This is a genomic window from Robertmurraya phoenicis (assembly GCF_047302285.1).
In the GTDB taxonomy this organism is placed as follows: Bacteria; Bacillota; Bacilli; order Bacillales; family Cytobacillaceae; genus Robertmurraya.
In genome coordinates this window covers 2,707,206-2,727,542 of record NZ_CP154845.1, presented here as the reverse complement: position 1 = coordinate 2,727,542, position 20,337 = coordinate 2,707,206, and the positions used below count along the sequence as shown (strand labels likewise).

Here is a 20,337-nt window from a genome sequence, read left to right as displayed (position 1 = left end):
TCCGTCTGATCATCAAGCAATACATAGGCTACAAATGTCTCTGAATGAACATCTAATCCCGCTCATTGTTGTGAGCGAAGTTCAATAGGAACCAATCAGAAGGACTTTAATACAATAAATAGAATCAAAATAAATGGATTGGTTAGTAAATGAAAAGTAATGTGCAGGAAATAATGGGAGCGCTTATTTCAACAATTGGGACTATACAAGCAGCAATCGGTAGTACACCTGATTTTGGGTTAAGTCAAAAGCAAAATTTTCAAAGTCGATTGATAGGAAATGTATTCCAAGCTATAGGCAGTGGATTATCTGCTGATGGTCAAGGTACATTTTCACTTGAAAAAATTGGGGATCAAATCCAGTCTACAGGAAATTCAACTGTTATATCAGGAATGTTGCTTTTTTCCACATCTGATAAAGATTCGGAGCAAAGGTTAATTATTGCTGGACTCTGGTTACAGGCATTAGGAAGTTTCGTAGGGCTTAGCGATGAATTTTTTGATCGAACAGAAGATGGAAGAATGGAGATTATTATCGGCGGAATGTTACAAGGTATTGGGAACTCTTTACAGGCAATAGGTGGCATTCAGACGCTATATGACTATAATTCTGAACATAACCAAAATGTAGTTGTGGGAAGCTGGGTACAGGCTACTGGCAGTGTAATTTCACTCGTTGGGCAGATTCAGGAGGAGCTACAAGAAAAACAAATTTATATTAATGAATAAATACTAGAAACACTTTTAAGTGCCTCCATAAATACGATTTAATTATGAGAAGGGTTCAAATTAATAAGAGGGATGATAGAATTACTTTTTTTGTTTTTTTAAGTAAATATTTTACTTTTAGCTATTTGGTTAGATAGTCCGACCAACACAACATAAATAAGAAATGAATAAATGCTTTTCCAATCTAGAGGTTCATATAAATCTAACCAAATGGCAATCGGTTCACCTATAAATGCTGCCAGTGCTCCATAGAAGATTCCTTTTATAAAAGTTGATGAGTGCTAGACATATGAAATATCATCATAATGACAATATTTTATGTGAAAGTTATAAAACTGTCATATATAGTAATAAATGAGGAGGTGGTTATCGTTTTATGTTTTTGTTATCATTGCTACCTATGTTTATCATAGCAGTCTTCATTATTTTTATTATTGTTGCTGTATCAAAAAGTAAAGAGGGGGGTGAAAGTGTGATTCGGCATTTGTATGTGTATCTGGTCCTATTTGCGACTTTAATGATGGTAATTGGAGGAGGAATTTCGATCTTTATGGCAACGGCTGATTTGGTTAGTCCACCTACTTATTATCAGACGTTCACAGATTTCAAGATGATGAGAGAAGGCGAAAAAATTGAGGGACAACCACCGGTGCAAATATCAGAGGAACAGCTACGGGCAGAGTATGAACAGCTGAAAGAGGATGATAAAGAAAGGCAACGTAATAATGCAAAAAACCAAATTATTAAAAGTCTAGGTTTTATTGTCATCCCACTACCGATTTTTATTTATTTTAATAAGTTGAGACGAAAAACGGTTGAATCATAGAGAGGAAAAGAATGGGAGTAGGATATGGCCCATTTAGCTTGTCCACAGCTTCCCTTTTTAACGAAGCGTTCATATAATGGACTAACTTCATCGAAGAGGAGGTAATATTTTGACGAAACAATATAAGGGCAAAGACGATTCAAGACAATACGGATATGGCTACAATGTTCCAGGTAGCTATGGTTATCCAGGTGCTGGCTATGGCTACGGTCCTGGATACGGAGCTGGTTATGGTCCAGGGTACGGACCTTACGCTGGATATCCAGCTGGTTATGGTTATCCAGGAGCTGGAGCAGGATTGCTTGGTTTCGGTGCAGGGCTACTCGGAGGAGCTCTTTTAGGCGGTAGTGCTGGTAGTGGTGGATACTATGGCGGACAAGGTGGACACCATCACCCTGGTCACAATCATCATGGTGGACATCATGGACACCAAGGTCGTTAATGATACTGCATATGTATAATGAGGTTGTATAATCGCTTAAAATTATACAACCTCTTTTTATGTTTATTTATTTCGCAGCTTGGCGAAGTTTTTTCATGATACTTAATGATTCGCCTGTTCCTAGTGCAACAGCTTCTAGTGGATTTTCTGAGAGTTGAACGGGCACAAAAATTTCCTTGCTGAGCCATTCTTCCATTCCATTTAATAGAGAGCCTCCACCAGTTAAAATAACTCCTCGATCAACGATATCTCCGCTAAGCTCAGCTGGACACTCTTCTAATGTAGCACGTATGGCTTCAAGCATATGGAGCAATGATTCTTTCAATGTTTCCCGAATTTCATAGGATGATAGAGTAATCGTTTTCGGTAAACCTGTAACTAAATCTCTCCCACGTACCTCCATCTTTAATTCTTGATGGTCCACTAGCGCATACCCAATTTCCATTTTCACTTGCTCTGCTGTTCTTTCTCCAATTAGAACATTATAGCTTTTACGAACGTATTGAATAATTTCTTCATCAAGTCGATCGCCACCGATATTTATCGATTGACACGCGACCACACCACCAAAGGAGATGATGGCCACTTCAGTAGAACCCCCGCCGATATCAACAATCATATTGGCAACAGGTTCATCAACTGGAAGTCCTGAACCGATTGCAGCAGCAACAGGTTCTTCTATTAAAAAGACCTGCTTTGCCCCAGCGTTCCGTGCCGCATCTTGGATCGCTCTTTTGTCTACACTCGTTGCTGCTGAAGGTGTACAGATGACGACATTTGGTTTTCTTACGTTTACCCCTGACTTATTAATGGCATGTCTCATAATGATTTTAAGAAGCTCTGTTGTAACATCATAATCTGCAATTACTCCATTTTTGAGAGGACGAATTACACGAATGTTTTGAGGTGTTTTTCCAACCATCTCTTTTGCTTCATGACCGAAGGCGATAATTTTCTTGGTACGCACATCAACAGCCACTAAAGAAGGTTCATTTAAGGTAATACCTTTATGTTTGCTATAGACTAATATATTTGCAGTTCCTAAATCAATTCCTATTTCATTTGCTGAAAGCATTTATTTTCCCACCTATTCAAGTTGTTTATGTCTATTTGAGTATGTCTTTATATAAATTAGCATGGAAGATGTCGATTTAGGGGGTTGTTATCGAATCGTTAAGGAATTGTAATGTTAAATGGAATATTTGTAAATTAACTGGTGTGTCTGAATAGACTGGATATTTTTGGACATACTTGATAAATGTTGAATGTTTGAGGGATTTGAAGAGCATACAAAATTTAATCTACATATTTGTTAAAAAATATTACAATTGAAGAAAATAGCCTTTAAATGTGTTACGATGATAATTAGCAGTTCTTCTGCATATACAACACAAATGGATAGTAAAGGCGTGGAGTAAGTGGACAGTAGTAAAGAGAAAGTCCTTGTATTAATCGGACCTACTGCTGTAGGAAAGACGAAAATGAGTATTGAATTGGCCAAGCGCTTCAATGGAGAAATTATCAGCGGTGATTCAATGCAAATTTATAAAGGAATGGATATCGGCACCGCAAAAATAACAACTGAGGAGATGGAGGGAGTCCCCCATCATTTAATTGATATTAAATGGCCGAATGAATCCTTTTCTGTTGCTGAGTTTCAATCGCTCGTTCGAGAAAAAATCAATGAAATTACGAGTCGTCAAAAGCTGCCGATGATTGTTGGTGGTACAGGCTTGTATATACAATCAGTAATTCATGATTATCAGTTTTCAGATGTTCCATCAGACGAAACATTTCGCAGAAATCTCGAAATAAGAGCGGAAAGAGAAGGAAAAGAAGTGATATACGAAGAACTTCTTGAAGTGGACCCAATTGGAGCTGAAAGCATTCATCCGAACAATCTTCGTAGAGTGATAAGAGCACTCGAAATTTTCCATTGTACTGGCAAGACCAGTCCTGAGTTTCAGGAAAAACAAACTCCAGATTTATGTTATGACACGGCATTAATTGGCTTAACGATGGAAAGAGAACAGCTATATCAAAGGATTGACAAAAGAGTGAATATCATGATGGAACAGGGGCTTTTGGAAGAAGTGAAAGGGTTGTATGATTCTGGTCTTAGAGACTGTGGCTCCATTCAAGCAATTGGTTATAAGGAGTTATACGAATATTTCGATGGGGAAACCCCGTTGGATTCAGCTGTTGAACAATTAAAGCAAAATTCTCGTCGCTATGCAAAACGACAGCTGACGTGGTTCCGTAACAAAATGGATGTTCAGTGGTTCGATATGACAGATGTGACGATAAACGCAACATTTCAGAAAAAAATTGCGGAAATTTCCACGTATATTGAAGGAAAGCTAGAAATAAAATCGAATACATATTAATAGAGATAAAAGAGGAGGATCCCATGATGAAACAATCCATTAATATTCAGAGATCAATTTTTAAACCAATTACGTAAGGACGGCAGCAGTGTCACAGTCTTTTTACTAAATGGTTTCCAATTAAGAGGACAAATAAAAGGCTTTGATAACTTCACTGTTTTGTTTGAATCAGAAGGCAAACAACAACTCGTTTATAAGCATGCGATTTCAACCTTTGCACCGCAACGAAATGTGCAAATTGATTTAGATAATCCAGCACAATCATCATAAATAGGGTAAGAAAGACTCACTTCAGCATCGATGAAGTGAGTCTTTTTGTTGTTGTATGGTTTTTGTGAAAAACTTTAATGAAATAGGTTTGTAATGAATACATATAGTATAGTTAACCTTTTTACTAAGACTTAAAAATAGGCATTTGTCACGAAAAATCAGTTTCATGAGTATGATGATGGTAAGTCACTCTTTTTATTTGGAGAAGCTGTGCTTTATTGTAAACATGGCCGATTCATCCAACATCGAATCTTATTTGAAATCATCTAGAGAAAACAGCTTGTAGAAATGTGAGGTGAAAGCTTTGGACCAACCTTTTCGTATGAAAAATAACGGTCAGATCAGCATTGTACTTAATTCACAAAAAAGAAAAACACTTGCGAAAGAGTTGCCAGATGCAGCAGTGGTTCCAAAGACGATACCGCAAGAACATGCGGCTTTAAAGGAAATCGAAGAGGAACTTGGTACACTAGTTGGAATGGAAGAAATGAAAAAAACGATAAAGGAAATCTATGCGTGGATATACATTAATAAAAAGCGAGAAGAAGAAGGGTTGAAAGTTGGAAAACAGGCTCTCCATATGATGTTTAAAGGCAATCCTGGGACGGGTAAAACAACGGTTGCAAGGTTGATTGGCAAGCTTTTTCAAAAAATGAATGTTCTCTCTAAAGGTCATCTAATTGAAGCAGAAAGAGCAGACTTAGTTGGGGAATATATTGGTCACACAGCTCAAAAGACGCGAGATCTGATCAAAAAGGCGATGGGTGGCATTTTGTTTGTTGATGAAGCATATAGCTTAGGACGTGGCGGTGAGAAGGATTTTGGTAAAGAAGCGATCGACACGATGGTGAAACATATGGAAGATAAGCAGCATGATTTCATCCTCATTCTTGCTGGCTACTCAAGAGAGATGGAGCAATTTTTAACCTTAAATCCTGGTCTATATTCTCGCTTTCCACTCGTTATTGATTTTCCAGATTATACGATCGATCAATTAATGGAAATTGGCGATAAGATGCTCCGCGAAAAAGAGTATACATTCAGTCATGAGGCAGAGAAAAGGTTACGTGACCATTTATATTGGATCAAGACTTCGTTAAATATAACGGGTTTTTCTAATGGAAGGTATATGCGAAACGTGATCGAAAAATCGATTCGTGCTCAGTCCATGCGACTGCTCATGCAAATCCATTTTGATCGTCATGATCTGATGACGATTCGCAGTAATGATTTAATACTAGATGAATAGAAGAAGGCTGACTCTTGCTACGAGTCAGCCTTCTATGAATGAAAACAGGTCTAACCGTTGATGTTGCGATTTTTTGAATGAGCAAATTTCAAAGCACTATTCGTTATATCTAAACGTTTCGGGAGCTTCCAATTGTAAGAATAGGATAATACCCGTAAAACAGTGATAACGACAAACAAGGCATACAGCTCAAAGGAAGAAACGGTTAATTTTAACCCAATGGCGATTCCTGCAAGGATGGCCCAGACGGCATAGATTTCAGTGCTCAACACGAGAGGTTTCCTCCCTGCAAGTAAATCTCGGATAATTCCACCACCGCTTCCAGTAAGAACAGCTGCGACAATAACGGCGCTTAATGGCAATTCCATTTCTACTGCATAGATCCCCCCTTGGATAGCGAAGGCAGAAAGGCCGATCGCATCAAAGAAATTGCCCCATCTTTGCCATAGTTTCAGTAAATTATTAAGAAATAGGAACACGATAGTAATGGACAAAAGGGCAATCTGAAAAAATAGCCCTTGCTCCCATAAAGCAGAAACCGGTACCCCTATCAGTAAGTTGCGAATCGCTCCTCCACCAAAGGCGGTCACTATCCCCAATATATAAACGCCTAAAATATCATACTCTTCTTCCATCGCGATAATGGCACCGCTGATCGCAAAGGCGACGGTTCCGATCATACTTAATACTTCCCAAGTCATAATTGAATTCTCCTCTAAGCTGTCATTCGCATTGCAAAACAATATGATTTTAACATGGAAGATGTTCCCTTAGAAAGGTATTTGTTCAAGAAATATTTCTTACAAATTCGTGTTACGTTATATTTTTTGATATGATGAAGTCGAAGTGTATTCTTTACTAAATATATGCTTAAAGTACTCTTTAATATAGGACTGAAAAATAGGAGGAAACTATTTGTTGGATAAGGAAACAAACATTGAAAAAGTGATCATCGTAGGTTGTCAAACGACGGAAGATGATCTTCGCTATCAATATTCGATGGATGAGTTAGAATCCCTTACTGAAACCGCAAAGGGAAAAGTAGTGGCAAAATTAATTCAGAAGAGAGATCGGATTCATCCATCTACATACATAGGAAAAGGCAAGGTTGCTGAGTTGAAAGCGCTTGAGGAGGAGCTCGAGACCGAACTGATTATATTTAATGATGAGCTGTCACCGAGTCAAGTGAGAAATCTATCTGCTGAACTCGAAGGGCGAATTATTGATCGAACACAATTGATTCTAGATATTTTTGCAACGAGAGCCCGTTCTAAGGAGGGCAAGTTGCAGGTCGAGCTTGCCCAGCTTCAGTATCTGCTCCCAAGACTAGGTGGACAAGGGCTTCAGCTATCAAGACTAGGAGCTGGTATTGGTACAAGGGGCCCTGGTGAAACGAAGCTAGAAAGTGATCGTCGCCATATTCGTAGAAGAATTGATGATATTAAGACTCAGCTTAGTGTCATTGTTCAGCACCGTGATCGTTATCGTGAAAGACGCAAAAAAAATAAGGTTTTCCAAATTGCCTTAGTGGGTTATACAAACGCTGGAAAATCAACATTATTCAACCGTTTGACAGAAGCCGAATCATTTGAAGAAAATCAATTATTTGCGACTCTCGATCCGATGACAAGGAAAATGATTTTACCAAGTGGGTTTGGGACCCTTTTAACTGATACAGTAGGGTTTATTCAAGACTTGCCGACAACTTTAATCGCATCCTTTCGCTCTACCCTTGAAGAGGTAAGGGAGGCCGATTTAATTCTCCATCTTGTCGATATGTCTAATGAAGATTATTTTCAACATGAGCAAACTGTCCATAAGTTATTGGAGGATTTAGAAGTACAGCAAATTCCACAACTAACGGTGTACAATAAAAGAGATATGCAGCATGGGAATTTCGTCCCGACAGCGAAAACGGATACGATTCTTATCAGTGCGTTTGACGAGCAAGATCGGATCTCATTAAAGAAAAAGATCGAACAGATTGTCCTGAAATCGATGGAGATCTATCATGTTGAGGTACCTTCAACGGAAGGAAGGCTCTTATCACAACTGAAGAACGAGACGATTCTAAGGGAGCTTAACTTTGATGAGGAAAAACAAGTATACGTTTGCAAAGGTTATTGTTTAACAGACCATCAAATACTTGGCCAGCTTCATAAATATTCCATTAAAACGAAGGTAAAAAATGATATTTCATGATAGAAGGAGAACAGCATGTTTCAGCAATTAACATTTGGGGATCAATTAGAAAAAGTTATAAGAGAAGTCGAGACACAGGTGCAAGATTTACACAAAGAGATTGATGAACGAATCGACCGTAATCAATTTCGTGTTCTCTCTAGTTTTCAAAAACACCGTGTTAGTGATTCTCATTTTATCCCGACAACAGGATATGGGTATGATGATATTGGTAGAGATACATTAGAAGAGATTTACGCAGAGGTATTAGGAGGTGAAGCGGGACTTGTAAGACCACAAATCATCTCAGGTACACATGCTATTTCAATTGCTCTCTTTGGTGTCCTTAGACCTGGCGATGAGCTTCTCTATATAACAGGAAAGCCTTATGACACTCTTGAAGAAATTGTCGGCATAAGGGGAAATGGAGTAGGGTCACTAAAAGAATACGGGATTTCGTATAATAGTATTCCTTTAACTTCAAAGGGGGATGTGGACTATCCTTCGATTATAGCTTCGATGAACACTAGTACGAAAATGATCGGCATTCAACGTTCGAAAGGCTACGCGAATAGTCCATCTTTTACAGTGAAGCAAATAAAGGGAATGATTGATTTTGTTAAAGAAATTAATCCGAATGTCGTCGTTTTTGTTGATAATTGTTATGGAGAGTTTGTAGAAGATATAGAGCCATGTCATGTTGGCGCAGACTTAATGGCTGGTTCGCTTATCAAGAATCCAGGTGGTGGCCTTGCGAAAACCGGTGGCTATATAGTAGGGAAACAAGAATGGGTTGAAGCCTGTTCGTATCGACTTACTTCTCCTGGGATAGGGAGAGAGGCAGGAGCATCTCTTTATAGTCTGCAAGAAATGTATCAGGGATTTTTCATGGCTCCGCATATTGTCGGACAAGCTTTAAAGGGAGCGATTCTAACAGCAGCGACACTGGAAAAGCTGGGGATGAATACGAATCCAAAGTGGAATGCTCCGCGAACAGATTTAATACAGTCTGTCCAGTTCGATGATCGGGAGAAAATGGTCGCCTTTTGCCAAGCGATTCAATTTTCCTCTCCGATTAATTCGCATGTAACACCATACCCTAGTTATATGCCAGGCTATGAAGATGATGTGATCATGGCGGCAGGAACGTTTATCCAAGGTGCAAGTATCGAGCTTACAGCTGATGGTCCGACTCGTCCACCGTATGTGGCATATGTTCAAGGGGGACTAACATATTCCCATGTCAAAATGGCTATTAGTATTGCGTTAAACCATTTATTAGAAAAGAAACTGCTCATTATAGAATAGATGGTGAGAAAAACACTAGGAAAATAGCCCAAAAAAATAAGAGAAAAATAAATTTTAAAAAAATCATGTAATATAACCTAACATCTGTTGACAGAAAAACTAACATTACTTATAATAAAAGCATGATAGAAAGGTGGAGAGAAAATCGCATGAGCGGAAGTGAAATTCGTCGTACGATGCCACTATTTCCAATAGGAATTGTGATGCAATTAACTGATTTAACTGCTCGGCAAATCCGCTACTATGAAGAACATCAATTGATTTCTCCAGCTCGGACAGAAGGCAATAGGAGAATGTTTTCTCTGAATGATATTGACCTTTTGCTTGAGATAAAAGATCTAATTGATCAAGGGGTTAATCTTGCTGGAATCAAACAACTTTTCTCTGTTAAAGAGAAAGAAGTGGTAACTGAGGAGATGGAAAAGGAAGCTAAAAAAGTAAGACGTGAATTATCTGATGATGAATTGAGGAAGATTTTAAGAAGTGAAATGATGCAAGCTGGTCGTTTCAATCGTTCTTCCCTTCGTCAAGGAGATATGTCTCGCTTTTTTAAGTCATAAAAGGCATTTCTCAATATTTATTTTAGCTGAGATTTGTCAATAAGAAGTGAAAATAGGGAGGAAGTAGAATGGCAAAGTTTACAAAAGATGATATCAAACGATTGGCAAGTGAGGAAAACGTAAAGTTTATCCGTCTACAGTTCACTGACATTTTAGGAACAATTAAGAATGTTGAGATTCCGATCAGTCAGCTAGAAAAAGCGTTAGACAATAAAATGATGTTTGACGGTTCCTCTATTGAAGGATTTGTTCGTATCGAAGAATCTGACATGTACTTATATCCTGATTTAGATACATGGGTTATCTTCCCTTGGACTGCTGAAAAAGGAAAAGTTGCTCGTTTAATTTGTGACATATACAATCCTGATGGGACTCCTTTCTTAGGTGATCCACGTAATAACTTACGTCGTATCTTAAAAGAAATGGAAGAGCTAGGATTCACAGATTTTAATCTTGGACCTGAGCCTGAATTCTTCTTATTTAAGCTTGATGAAAAAGGTGAGCCAACTCTAGAATTAAATGATTCTGGCGGATACTTTGACCTAGCTCCAACGGATTTAGGGGAAAACTGTCGTCGTGATATCGTACTAGAATTAGAGGAAATGGGCTTTGAAATCGAAGCTTCTCACCATGAGGTAGCACCTGGTCAGCACGAAATTGATTTCAAATATGCAGATGCTATCACGGCTTGTGACCAAATCCAAACTTTTAAACTAGTAGTAAAGACAATTGCTCGTAAGCATGGTTTACATGCAACATTCATGCCAAAACCATTATTCGGTGTAAACGGTTCTGGAATGCACAGCAACGTTTCACTATTTAAAAATGGCGAGAATGCATTCTATGATCCTTCTGGAAACTTAGAACTAAGTGATACTGCTCGTCAATTTATCGCTGGGATCATTAAGCATGCACCAGCATTTACAGCCGTAACAAACCCAACAATTAACTCTTATAAGCGTTTAGTTCCTGGTTATGAAGCTCCTTGTTACGTTGCATGGTCTGCTAGAAACCGCTCACCATTAATTCGTATCCCTGCTTCTCGTGGTCTAAGCACTCGTGTTGAGGTAAGAAGTGTAGACCCATCTGCTAACCCATACTTAGCAATGGCTGTTCTTCTAAGTGCTGGTCTTGACGGAATTAAGAACAACTTAACTCCTCCAGCTCCAGTAGACCGCAACATCTACGTTATGTCTAGAGAAGAGCGTATCGAAGAAGGTATCGTTGATTTACCAGCAACTTTAGCTCATGCACTAGATCAACTTAAAGCAGATGAAACAATGACAGCTGCTCTTGGAGAGCATATACTAGAGCATTTCCTAGAAGCAAAAGAAATTGAATGGGATATGTTCCGTACACAAGTTCATCCATGGGAAAGAGAGCAATACATGTCAATGTATTAATCAATCGAAAACCCTTGATACCATAGGTATTGAGGGTTTTTTGTTAGCGTAAAATTATGAATCTACTAGATGGAGACCTCTGAATTTTTTTCAGAGGTCTCCATTTAATTATGTGGTAATTATTGTATCGCTTATTGGAGCAAAGTTTGTAACAACTAAGACAATAGGAGAACTTTCTTCAATTGTTGAATCAGCGGGAACGGTAATGACCAATTGTCCTACTCCTGTACCACCTGGAGTATAGGCAATTAGGTCATCCATTTGTAGCACACCGTTCACATATACATTAATGTAACTGTTATCAGCAACTAATTCTGGAAGTTCAGTGGCATCTAATCCGGTATCAGTCCAAAAATCTTCAACAGCAATGGTTAAGGTACCTTCACCTACTACTTGAGCATCAGCTTCATTGAAAAATCTTTCAACAGTTGGAAAAGTACCAATCGTTGAATCAGCAGTAATGGCAAGTTTCATAATTTGTAGAGGCATGATCAACTCTCCTTTCTTCTTTTCTAGCATGTTATGCATCAAATCATTTCTTGACTAAACTAAAAGGTAAATCATATAAGTCCAAGCACCGATTCAGGACAAATTTATATAATGTTGAGGGGAGGAGAGAAATAAGGAAGGAGTGATTAATGAATGGTATCTAAAAAGCGTACTTGTTCTAGAAATTCATCAAAACCTTATTTAACAATACCGACTGTGCCTTCCATTAAGTCATTCCATCGTGTTCCTAAAAAAGTGAAAGTATATGAATATTTTGCAGTTTCCGATGGATATTCAAAAATTTTTAAAGAGGAAGATGGAATTGTGGAAATAGGAAGACAAGTAATTTTAGATCCTTCAAAAGTTTCTTATATGAATCTTTTTATTAACGGAGTATTGCAACCTAAAGAAAACTATGAAGTCCTAAATGGAGAAATTGAGTTAAAAACAGAAGACGTACCACCTAAAGGTGCCCCAGTCATCCTGCAAATGTTTACATTTTAAAGTATATTGAAAATGATTCGCCTTCTTATTGTTTTGAAAAATGAGTTTCTTAAACTTAGGACAAGTTTGGAACTGAGTATGAAGGATGAATTAGAAATATCATGCTTACTTATTATCGTGGTCAGCCATATCCTTCATCCGCATGATCATATATTCAGTTTGAAATAATGCAAAAAGGATAAAAAGGGGAGTGAACATAAAGATGATTTTTCGATGCCATTTTAAGTTATATTTCATCACGAGTGAGGAGGAAATGAAGCTAATTAGGAATTGAGAAATGAGATTGCCCATATGTGAAGTCCTTTCAAAAGTTCTTTTCTCTTAATATGTACACTCTAAAGAATTTCATTCGTTAAGAACAAAAGAAAAAAAGCAGGAGCACCTGCTTTTACGAGATTGATAATTTTAGTGTATGTGACGATAAACACCGATTACTTTACCTAAAATGGAAACATTTCTTAAAATAATAGGCTCCATTGTTGAGTTTTCAGGCTGCAAACGAATATAATCCTTTTCCTTAAAGAAACGTTTGACCGTTGCTTCATCCTCTTCCGTCATTGCTACAACAATATCTCCGTTACTAGCAGACTGCTGCTGTCTCACAATAACGAAATCTCCGTCTAGAATTCCTGCCTCAATCATACTTTCACCCATAATTTCGAGCATAAATACATGTTCATCATCAGCAGCAAAGCGCTCAGGTAATGGGAAGTATTCTTCAACGTTTTCAATTGCCGTGATAGGTAATCCTGCTGTTACTTTCCCTACTACTGGTACATTTACTACTCTACTTTTTGGAATATTCGCTTCTTCATCAGCTTCTAAGATTTCTATTGCACGTGGTTTCGTTGGGTCCCTGCGGATAAGCCCTTTACTTTCAAGTCTAGCTAAATGCCCATGAACGGTTGAGCTAGATGCGAGGCCAACAGCTTCACCGATTTCTCTTACGGATGGTGGATATCCCTTTAATTTGACCTCATCTTTTATAAATTCAAGAATATCTTGCTGTCTTTTTGATAGCTTTACCATATTACACACCTCGAATTCTATTTCTTGCTTTGATTATAGCATGTATTTCCAACTGGTACAAACATAAGTTCGAATTTTTTGTTGACTAAAAACAAATGTTCGTATTATAATGAATTTAACAACGAACATACATTCTTAATTTGAGGAGTGGAAAAAATGAAAAAATTATGGAATCAATATTGTTATGCTATTATTTTAATCGGTTTAAGTTGTGTTTTAACATTAATGTTGGCAGATAAATCACCAACTTCTATAGAGGAAGATTATTTATCGATAAAGGTTGAGGAAGGAGATTCCTTATGGAAGTTGTCTAAAACATATGCTGAAGAGCATCAGCTTTCACCCAAAGAGTTTATTAATTGGGTTAAGCAAGCAAATGAAATAGACGATGCATTATATGTTGGGGACTCTATCGTCATTCCTGTCAAAAAGGATAGATTGTATATTGCTAGTAGTGGAGAAACGGAATAAAAGGGAAGTATGATGAAAGCTATTATCTATTGTCGTGTTAGTACAAAAAAAGATACTCAAGAAACATCAATTGTGAGACAGGAAGAAGAATTGCTCAGCTTAGCAGCACAATATCAATTTGATGTGCTTAAAGTGATAAAGGAAAAAGCTAGTGGTTATGATTATGAGCGGGATGGAATATTAGAGCTGCTTTCGCTCATAAAAGATAAAGACGTAAAAGCGGTTCTTATTCAAGATGAGACGAGACTTGGAAGGGGAAATGCAAAAATCGCCCTCCTTCATTGCATTATGAAAGAGAACGTAACTTTATATACGATCGCTCATAATGGAGAACTACAAATATCAGAATCAGATTCAATGGTCTTGCAAATCGTTGGCATGGTCGAAGAGTATCAGAGAAAATTACATAATATTAAGATTAAAAGAGGTATGAAGAGAGCCATTAAAGATGGATATGAGCCTCAAAGGAATCTTAAAAATCTTGGTTCTAATAGCGGTAGAGAAAAACTAGAAGTACCAATAGAAGAAATTGTTCGCTTACGCCGAAATGAGTTAACTTTTGCAGAAATCGCTGCTACATTAAGAGGGTTCGGATACCCTGTTTCAAAAGCAACTGTTCATCGTAGATATAAGGAATATATGGAGAAAACAATTACGCCAGAGGATTAGGCTCTTTTCTTGTAATCGTTTATAGATTCTTGTAATATGAAACTTACTTAGTTTGTGAAGTAGAATCATTCAAATCTTTCTATAAATACAATAATCATATAAGTATCCATATACTCGATCAAGAAAAAAGGAGCTTAACTATGCTATCAAAAGATAAGTTGGCTAGGATTAATGAATTGGCTAAAAAGGCAAAGCAAGAGAGTTTAACAGCGGAAGAAGCGAAAGAACAGTCCGTGCTCAGGAAGGAATATTTGGAGACTTTTCGTTCATCAATGTTAAATACGTTAAAAGGTGTTACGATTATTGATCCAAAAGGAAATGATGTTACTCCTAACAAGCTGAAGGAGTATCAAAATAAAAACAAATTACATTAAATTTTTTAAGGAATACAAAAAGCTGTATTCCTTTTTGTATTATATGTTATGGACACATAGTTGAAGATGTAAAGTGGCAAAATAGGAACAAATTGGACTTTTTTGTTGAGAAAACAAGTGGTCCACTATATATTTAATAGGTAGAGTGGATTTCGTTCTGTTATGAAATGATAGAAATCCGAGGTAATAAGCTATTTGATTATTATCGAAAATTCACTTATGTGAGCTAATTATAGGAGGGGTACAATAAATGTTTGGACAAGTTGATGCATTATCGGTTAACGCAATAAGAACATTATCCATTGATGCGATTGAGAAGGCGAATTCAGGGCATCCTGGAATGCCTATGGGAGCTGCTCCAATGGCATATACACTATGGTCGAGATATATGAACCATAATCCGAAAAATCCGCAGTGGTTTAACCGGGATCGTTTCGTATTATCTGCTGGCCATGGTTCCATGTTGTTATATAGCCTATTACATTTGTCAGGCTATGATCTTTCGATTGAAGATTTAAAAGAATTTCGTCAGTGGGGAAGTAAAACTCCAGGACACCCTGAATATGGTCATACGGCAGGTGTTGATGCAACAACAGGTCCATTAGGTCAAGGAATTTCAATGGCTGTTGGGATGGCGATGGCAGAAAGACATTTGGCAGCTGTCTATAATAAAGAGAATTATGAGCTTGTTGACCATTATACATACAGTATTTGCGGTGATGGCGATTTAATGGAAGGTGTTTCAGCTGAAGCTGCTTCTTTAGCAGGTCACTTAAAACTTGGCAAGCTTGTTGTGTTGTATGATTCCAATGATATTTCTCTTGATGGGGATTTAGACCGTTCATTCTCTGAAAGTATCGAGAAACGATTCAAGTCTTACGGATGGCAATACATTCGTGTTGAAGACGGTAATGATCTTGAAGAGATTGCAAAAGCACTTGAAGAAGCGAAGAGTGATGAAACTCATCCTACAATGATTGAAGTTAGAACAGTCATTGGTTACGGTTCTCCGAATAAATCAGGAAAATCCGATGTTCATGGTGCTCCATTAGGTGCGGATGAACTAAAACTTACGAAGGAATCTTACCAGTGGACATTTGAAGAAGACTTCCATGTTCCTACTGAAGTATACGACCAATTTAAACAGCTCGTTGCTGAAAATGGTGAAAAGAAAGAAAAAGAGTGGAGCGAATTATTTGCTTCATACAAACAAGCATATCCTGAGTTAGCTGCTCAGTTCGAAACGGCTAACCATGGTGCCTTAGTTGAAGGTTGGGATAAGGATTTACCGGTTTATGAAGAAGGTAAGAGTTTGGCAAGCCGTGCATCCTCTGGAGAAGCGTTAAATGCGATTGCTCAGAATCTTCCATACTTAATTGGGGGCTCAGCTGACCTAGCCGGTTCGAATAAAACGACGATTAAAGGTGTTGGTGATTTCACACCTGAGACATTTGAAGGAAGAAATATTTGGTTTGGAGTTCGTGAATTCGCAATGGGCGCGGCCTTGAATGGAATGGCTCTTCATGGCGGATTAAAAGTATTCGGTGGAACATTCTTTGTTTTCTCTGATTACTTACGTCCAGCTATCCGCTTAGCTGCATTAATGAACTTACCAGTGACTTATGTCTTTACACATGATAGTATTGCGGTCGGTGAAGATGGACCAACTCATGAGCCTGTAGAACAGTTAGCTAGCTTAAGAGCGATGCCAAATCTCGATGTATTACGCCCAGCGGATGGGAATGAAACAGCTGCTGCATGGAAGCTTGCAGTTGAATCTACTGATCGTCCGACAGCTCTAGTACTTACTCGACAAAACTTACCAACACTGAATAAGACAGCAGAAAATGCCTATGAAGGTGTTTCTAAGGGTGCATATGTTGTTTCACCTGCTAATACAGACACACCAGATGTCCTTTTACTTGCTACTGGCTCTGAAGTATCTTTAGCGGTTGAAGCACAAAAGTCTCTTGAGAGTGAAGGAATTCATGCTTCTGTCGTAAGCATGCCTTCATGGCACCGTTTTGAACAACAATCACAGGAATATAAGGATAGTGTCATTCCAAAGAGCGTGAAGAAACGTTTAGGAATTGAAATGGCAACATCCCTAGGTTGGCACCGTTACACAGGTGACGAAGGTGATGTTTTAGCAATTGATCAATTTGGTGCATCAGCTCCAGGTGAAAAAATCATGGAAGAGTATGGATTTACTGCTCAAAATGTTGTAGCGCGAGTTAAAGCAATGCTTAACAAATAATAGATAGCAAAAATAGGACCGATTCGGACACTCGAATCGGTCCTATTTTATTTATATTTAGTAAAGAATCTTGTGAAAATAGCGATTTCGACAAAATAAGCGGAATTTTTCAACTATTTAAGACAAACATTTGCTCAAATTTTTAATATAATGAAATAAAAGGGTTAATGAAGGAGGAGTTATGGTTGAGAAGTTATCAATTATACATAATTACAGATGAATTTGCCTCCCATTATTTCGGAAGAGAGTCGATGTTTTTTCAACTGTTTAAAGAATATGAAGTAGCGTTGGGGGAGCTGTATTCTATCATTACGAAACAAATTATTTATATCACGAAACCGGTCCCTAGCATTCGACTCCATCAATACATACAGCAGCAGCTACAAAATACTTCAGGCTACTCTTTTAAGAATGGTGTTTATAGAATTGACTATGGCAAGAGTAGTAGAGCAAAATTAGAAGTATTTGATCGATTTTTGATGATTGAAGCAGAAGGAAGTTATGAAGCGGAGACATGCTTTTTTGAAGTGTTGAGAAAGAATGAAGGAGCGTTTTTAGCTGTTGACTTAAAAAACGATCGTTATGGGTGGTTAAAACCAATTAAAGAACAAAAATTTGTCTAGTATATGATATTGATTAATGACCTGATTGTGTTTTTTCATTAAATTTTAGAAAACCTTCCATAAATATAGGAAAATTTCCTGCAAATATTGTATAATAGCCTTTGGTCTAGTACACTGTATGATAGACAACATGAAGGAGGAAGTAAAATGGTTTGGTGGGGATATCTACTAATCGTAGTTGCTCTACTTGGTGGAGTAGCATTAGGATTTTTCATTGCTCGACGATATATGATGAGCTATTTAAAGAAAAATCCGCCAATCAATGAACAAATGCTTAAAATGATGATGATGCAAATGGGACAAAAACCATCGCAAAAGAAAATCAATCAAATGATGGCTGCCATGAACAAACAGCAAGGGAAATAAAATCCTATAAACGTTTGTCATTTGATTCATAGCAATTATGAAGGAGAATTTCACCTCATCTAAAAGGTCGAAACCTTCAGTAGATTTATTCGTCATAATTGCTTTATTTTTCTTAATTCAATCAAAAGGCTACTTTTCCTGTTGAACCTTCAGCAGAAAAGGTGGTCTTTTTTGTGTTGTTGGAGACCATTATGAAGCATACAAAATGATTTAATACCCTTAGATATTTTTCACTATACGTTGATATTAAGGATAGATGAGGTAGCCAAAACATAGTTATTTTGTTATAATAAGAACGTATGTTCCTTGTGTTAGTGTACCCACTGAATAAATCTTCCATATATTAAAAATATTTGGTAAAATATTTTGGTTGAGTTAAATTTAAGAAACTTCAAAGATGGATTGTGTGATCGTATTCTGATCAAATGCTACGATAGCCGGAGGACGACAATATGAAAGTTTTTTTGCAATTATCCTGGTTTTTTAAACAAGAAAGAAAGGCATACATAACGGGGACGATCCTCCTCCTAATTGTCGCTGTACTACAACTAGTACCACCAAGAATTATTGGGATTGTCGTTGATGAAATAGATCAAGGAGCGTTAACAATGAGCAACCTCTTACTTTGGATTGGGGTACTAATTGTCGCTGGTCTAATGATGTATGTATTACGTTTTTATTGGCGAATTATGATCTTTGGATCAGCCGTAAAGCTTGCACGACAGCTTCGAAAGGATCTATTTAATCATTTTACGAAAATGTCTCAAGCTTTTTATCAAAGAAAAAGGACTGGAGATTTAATGGCTCATGCTACAAATGACCTCCAGGCGATACAGCAAACAGCAGGAGCAGGCGTATTAACATTAGTAGATTCGTTGGCAACAGGAGGCTTTGTGATTATCGCCATGGCGGCTACGATTAGCTGGAAACTTACTCTTATTGCACTGATTCCGATGCCATTAATGGCGATTTTAACAAGCTGGTATGGTACTTTGCTTCACCGACGTTTCCATAAAGCGCAGGAAGCGTTTTCTTCCCTTAATGATAAGACACAGGAAAGCATTAGTGGGATTAAAGTCATTAAAACGTTCGGGCAAGAGAAAGAGGATATTGAGGATTTTCGTAAACAATCCGATGACGTGGTGAAGAAGAATATTTCAGTGGCAAAAATTGATTCTCTTTTTGATCCAACGATTTCGATTGTCGTAGGTATTTCCTTTTTCTTATCGATTGTATTTGGTGCTCGTTATGTTTTAAATGGTGAAATTACGATTGGAGAGCTTATTTCTTTTACCACTTACTTAGGGTTACTTATTTGGCCAATGCTAGCATTTGGTTGGCTCTTTAATATCGTAGAAAGAGGAAGAGCATCCTATGATCGTGTTTCAAGTCTTCTAGCTGAAAAAGCAGAAATAGTCGATAAGAAGGATGCACTCGATTTCATTCCGAGTGGCAACCTCGATTTTCAAATTGCGTCCTTTACATACCCAGGTGAAAAGGTACCCATGCTACATGATATTCATTTTTCCTTAAAGCAAGGTGAAACATTAGGAATTGTCGGCAAAACAGGAGCAGGAAAGACTACCTTACTAAAACTTTTAATCCGTGAGTTTGATATCGATAATGGTGCTGTCACCTTTGGTGGCAGAGAAATTACTGAATATAAAATTCAAAAGTTACGAGAGGCAATCGGGTATGTTCCACAAGATCATTTTTTATTTTCAGCTTCTATAAGTGAAAATATTGCGTTTACCAACCCTAAGATTGAGGAGGAAAATGTTCATCAGGCAGCAAAGATTGCCAATATTCATGATGATATTCTTCAACTTACAGGCGGCTATAACACAATCGTTGGTGAAAGAGGCGTTTCCCTATCAGGAGGACAGAAGCAACGTATATCGATTGCAAGAGCTTTATTAATGGATCCTGAAGTCTTAATTCTCGATGATTCACTTTCTGCCGTTGATGCAAAAACAGAAGAAGAAATTCTAAACGCATTAAAGCAAGAAAGAACTGGTAAAACGACGATTATTACTGCCCATCGCTTAAGTGCCATTGAACATGCGAATCTTATTCTTGTATTGGATGAGGGTAGAATCATTGAAAGAGGTACACACGAGCAATTAATGGATGTGGGTGGATGGTACAAGGAAATGTATCTTCGTCAGCAATTAGAAGAACTTGTGGAGCAAGGAGGTTAA

The 20,337-nt window shown here is 37.6% G+C and carries 21 protein-coding genes and 1 pseudogene; 18 read left to right on the top strand and 4 right to left on the bottom strand.

All coding sequences use genetic code 11. The features are described 5' to 3' along the window. Nucleotides 1–149 precede the first annotated feature (149 nt). From AA0X71_RS13510 to AA0X71_RS13500, 3 genes are all read left to right on the top strand, one after another. The gene (locus AA0X71_RS13510; RefSeq protein ID WP_413355825.1) at nt 150–728 is read left to right on the top strand and encodes a DUF6944 family repetitive protein; all 579 of its coding nucleotides are present in this window, start codon (nt 150–152) and stop codon (nt 726–728) included. 376 nt (nt 729–1,104) lie between these two features. Then, the gene (locus tag AA0X71_RS13505; protein WP_413355824.1) at nt 1,105–1,554 is read left to right on the top strand and encodes a hypothetical protein; all 450 of its coding nucleotides are present in this window, start codon (nt 1,105–1,107) and stop codon (nt 1,552–1,554) included. A gap of 109 nt (nt 1,555–1,663) precedes the next feature. After that, entirely contained in the window at nt 1,664–1,996 is a 333-nt protein-coding gene (locus AA0X71_RS13500; RefSeq protein WP_413355823.1) for a hypothetical protein, read from the top strand. Between the two features lie 67 nt (nt 1,997–2,063). Here AA0X71_RS13500 and mreBH read toward each other — a convergent pair whose 3' ends face one another. Further along, nucleotides 2,064–3,071 carry a rod-share determining protein MreBH gene (gene mreBH / locus AA0X71_RS13495; RefSeq protein WP_413355822.1) on the bottom strand — a complete coding sequence of 336 codons (1,008 nt, stop codon included), beginning with the start codon at nt 3,069–3,071 and terminating at the stop codon, nt 2,064–2,066. Nucleotides 3,072–3,477: 406 nt separating this feature from the next. On the opposite strand from mreBH, the gene miaA reads away from it, so the two are divergent. From miaA to spoVK, 3 genes and pseudogenes are all read left to right on the top strand, one after another. Beyond that, entirely contained in the window at nt 3,478–4,383 is a 906-nt protein-coding gene (miaA, locus tag AA0X71_RS13490) for a tRNA (adenosine(37)-N6)-dimethylallyltransferase MiaA (RefSeq protein ID WP_413362605.1), read from the top strand. Between the two features lie 26 nt (nt 4,384–4,409). Beyond that, nucleotides 4,410–4,653: pseudogene (hfq, locus tag AA0X71_RS13485) on the top strand (RNA chaperone Hfq). Between the two features lie 304 nt (nt 4,654–4,957). After that, nucleotides 4,958–5,902: a stage V sporulation protein K gene (gene spoVK, locus AA0X71_RS13480; RefSeq protein ID WP_413355821.1), complete on the top strand. Its 945-nt coding sequence runs from the start codon at nt 4,958–4,960 to the stop codon at nt 5,900–5,902. 50 nt (nt 5,903–5,952) lie between these two features. Here the strand turns inward: spoVK and AA0X71_RS13475 are convergent, their stop codons facing one another. After that, nucleotides 5,953–6,603 (bottom strand): trimeric intracellular cation channel family protein, encoded by a 651-nt coding sequence (locus tag AA0X71_RS13475; RefSeq protein ID WP_413355820.1) that lies wholly within the window; start codon nt 6,601–6,603, stop codon nt 5,953–5,955. Between the two features lie 214 nt (nt 6,604–6,817). Between AA0X71_RS13475 and hflX the strand changes: the two genes are divergently transcribed. From hflX to glnA, 4 genes are all read left to right on the top strand, one after another. After that, entirely contained in the window at nt 6,818–8,104 is a 1,287-nt protein-coding gene (gene hflX / locus AA0X71_RS13470; RefSeq protein WP_413355819.1) for a GTPase HflX, read from the top strand. 15 nt (nt 8,105–8,119) lie between these two features. Further along, on the top strand, nt 8,120–9,391 hold the full coding sequence (locus AA0X71_RS13465) for an aminotransferase class I/II-fold pyridoxal phosphate-dependent enzyme (protein WP_413355818.1): 1,272 nt from the start codon (nt 8,120–8,122) through the stop codon (nt 9,389–9,391). A gap of 149 nt (nt 9,392–9,540) precedes the next feature. Next, a complete protein-coding gene (locus tag AA0X71_RS13460) occupies nt 9,541–9,951 on the top strand; it encodes a MerR family transcriptional regulator (protein WP_019152682.1) in 411 nt (136 codons plus the stop codon). 68 nt (nt 9,952–10,019) lie between these two features. Further along, a complete protein-coding gene (gene glnA / locus AA0X71_RS13455; RefSeq protein ID WP_413355817.1) occupies nt 10,020–11,354 on the top strand; it encodes a type I glutamate--ammonia ligase in 1,335 nt (444 codons plus the stop codon). A gap of 108 nt (nt 11,355–11,462) precedes the next feature. Here glnA and AA0X71_RS13450 read toward each other — a convergent pair whose 3' ends face one another. Beyond that, on the bottom strand, nt 11,463–11,843 hold the full coding sequence (locus AA0X71_RS13450; RefSeq protein WP_413355816.1) for a DUF4183 domain-containing protein: 381 nt from the start codon (nt 11,841–11,843) through the stop codon (nt 11,463–11,465). Nucleotides 11,844–11,996: 153 nt separating this feature from the next. On the opposite strand from AA0X71_RS13450, the gene AA0X71_RS13445 reads away from it, so the two are divergent. After that, complete coding sequence (locus AA0X71_RS13445) at nt 11,997–12,347, top strand: DUF4183 domain-containing protein (RefSeq protein ID WP_413355815.1); 351 nt, start codon at nt 11,997–11,999, stop codon at nt 12,345–12,347. A gap of 405 nt (nt 12,348–12,752) precedes the next feature. Here AA0X71_RS13445 and lexA read toward each other — a convergent pair whose 3' ends face one another. Then, nucleotides 12,753–13,376: a transcriptional repressor LexA gene (gene lexA / locus AA0X71_RS13440; protein ID WP_413355814.1), complete on the bottom strand. Its 624-nt coding sequence runs from the start codon at nt 13,374–13,376 to the stop codon at nt 12,753–12,755. 156 nt (nt 13,377–13,532) lie between these two features. On the opposite strand from lexA, the gene AA0X71_RS13435 reads away from it, so the two are divergent. From AA0X71_RS13435 to AA0X71_RS13405, 7 genes are all read left to right on the top strand, one after another. Continuing rightward, the gene (locus AA0X71_RS13435) at nt 13,533–13,847 is read left to right on the top strand and encodes a LysM peptidoglycan-binding domain-containing protein (RefSeq protein ID WP_413355813.1); all 315 of its coding nucleotides are present in this window, start codon (nt 13,533–13,535) and stop codon (nt 13,845–13,847) included. Between the two features lie 12 nt (nt 13,848–13,859). Then, nucleotides 13,860–14,516 carry a recombinase family protein gene (locus AA0X71_RS13430; RefSeq protein ID WP_413355812.1) on the top strand — a complete coding sequence of 219 codons (657 nt, stop codon included), beginning with the start codon at nt 13,860–13,862 and terminating at the stop codon, nt 14,514–14,516. 140 nt (nt 14,517–14,656) lie between these two features. Further along, entirely contained in the window at nt 14,657–14,890 is a 234-nt protein-coding gene (locus AA0X71_RS13425) for a DUF896 domain-containing protein (protein WP_413355811.1), read from the top strand. Nucleotides 14,891–15,140: 250 nt separating this feature from the next. Beyond that, nucleotides 15,141–17,147, top strand: a complete 2,007-nt coding sequence (gene tkt / locus AA0X71_RS13420; protein WP_413355810.1) for a transketolase — start codon at nt 15,141–15,143, stop codon at nt 17,145–17,147. Between the two features lie 185 nt (nt 17,148–17,332). Then, on the top strand, nt 17,333–17,770 hold the full coding sequence (gene sirA / locus AA0X71_RS13415) for a sporulation inhibitor of replication protein SirA (RefSeq protein WP_413355809.1): 438 nt from the start codon (nt 17,333–17,335) through the stop codon (nt 17,768–17,770). Nucleotides 17,771–17,917: 147 nt separating this feature from the next. Continuing rightward, complete coding sequence (locus tag AA0X71_RS13410) at nt 17,918–18,136, top strand: YneF family protein (protein ID WP_095308355.1); 219 nt, start codon at nt 17,918–17,920, stop codon at nt 18,134–18,136. A gap of 452 nt (nt 18,137–18,588) precedes the next feature. Further along, on the top strand, nt 18,589–20,337 hold the full coding sequence (locus AA0X71_RS13405; protein WP_413355808.1) for an ABC transporter transmembrane domain-containing protein: 1,749 nt from the start codon (nt 18,589–18,591) through the stop codon (nt 20,335–20,337).

Excerpts from the sequence above, each read along its gene's own strand:
- AA0X71_RS13435 (WP_413355813.1), top strand. The coding sequence starts at position 13,533 with ATGAAAAAATTATGGAATCAATATTGTTATGCTATTATTTTAATCGGT.
- AA0X71_RS13465 (WP_413355818.1), top strand. The coding sequence starts at position 8,120 with ATGTTTCAGCAATTAACATTTGGGGATCAATTAGAAAAAGTTATAAGA.
- AA0X71_RS13445 (WP_413355815.1), top strand. The coding sequence starts at position 11,997 with ATGGTATCTAAAAAGCGTACTTGTTCTAGAAATTCATCAAAACCTTAT.
- AA0X71_RS13475 (WP_413355820.1), bottom strand. The coding sequence starts at position 6,603 with ATGACTTGGGAAGTATTAAGTATGATCGGAACCGTCGCCTTTGCGATC.
- AA0X71_RS13410 (WP_095308355.1), top strand. The coding sequence starts at position 17,918 with ATGGTTTGGTGGGGATATCTACTAATCGTAGTTGCTCTACTTGGTGGA.
- AA0X71_RS13510 (WP_413355825.1), top strand. The coding sequence starts at position 150 with ATGAAAAGTAATGTGCAGGAAATAATGGGAGCGCTTATTTCAACAATT.
- tkt (WP_413355810.1), top strand. The coding sequence starts at position 15,141 with ATGTTTGGACAAGTTGATGCATTATCGGTTAACGCAATAAGAACATTA.
- mreBH (WP_413355822.1), bottom strand. The coding sequence starts at position 3,071 with ATGCTTTCAGCAAATGAAATAGGAATTGATTTAGGAACTGCAAATATA.
- AA0X71_RS13450 (WP_413355816.1), bottom strand. The coding sequence starts at position 11,843 with ATGCCTCTACAAATTATGAAACTTGCCATTACTGCTGATTCAACGATT.
- glnA (WP_413355817.1), top strand. The coding sequence starts at position 10,020 with ATGGCAAAGTTTACAAAAGATGATATCAAACGATTGGCAAGTGAGGAA.
- AA0X71_RS13425 (WP_413355811.1), top strand. The coding sequence starts at position 14,657 with ATGCTATCAAAAGATAAGTTGGCTAGGATTAATGAATTGGCTAAAAAG.
- miaA (WP_413362605.1), top strand. The coding sequence starts at position 3,478 with ATGAGTATTGAATTGGCCAAGCGCTTCAATGGAGAAATTATCAGCGGT.
- AA0X71_RS13405 (WP_413355808.1), top strand. The coding sequence starts at position 18,589 with ATGAAAGTTTTTTTGCAATTATCCTGGTTTTTTAAACAAGAAAGAAAG.
- AA0X71_RS13505 (WP_413355824.1), top strand. The coding sequence starts at position 1,105 with ATGTTTTTGTTATCATTGCTACCTATGTTTATCATAGCAGTCTTCATT.
- AA0X71_RS13460 (WP_019152682.1), top strand. The coding sequence starts at position 9,541 with ATGAGCGGAAGTGAAATTCGTCGTACGATGCCACTATTTCCAATAGGA.
- lexA (WP_413355814.1), bottom strand. The coding sequence starts at position 13,376 with ATGGTAAAGCTATCAAAAAGACAGCAAGATATTCTTGAATTTATAAAA.
- AA0X71_RS13430 (WP_413355812.1), top strand. The coding sequence starts at position 13,860 with ATGAAAGCTATTATCTATTGTCGTGTTAGTACAAAAAAAGATACTCAA.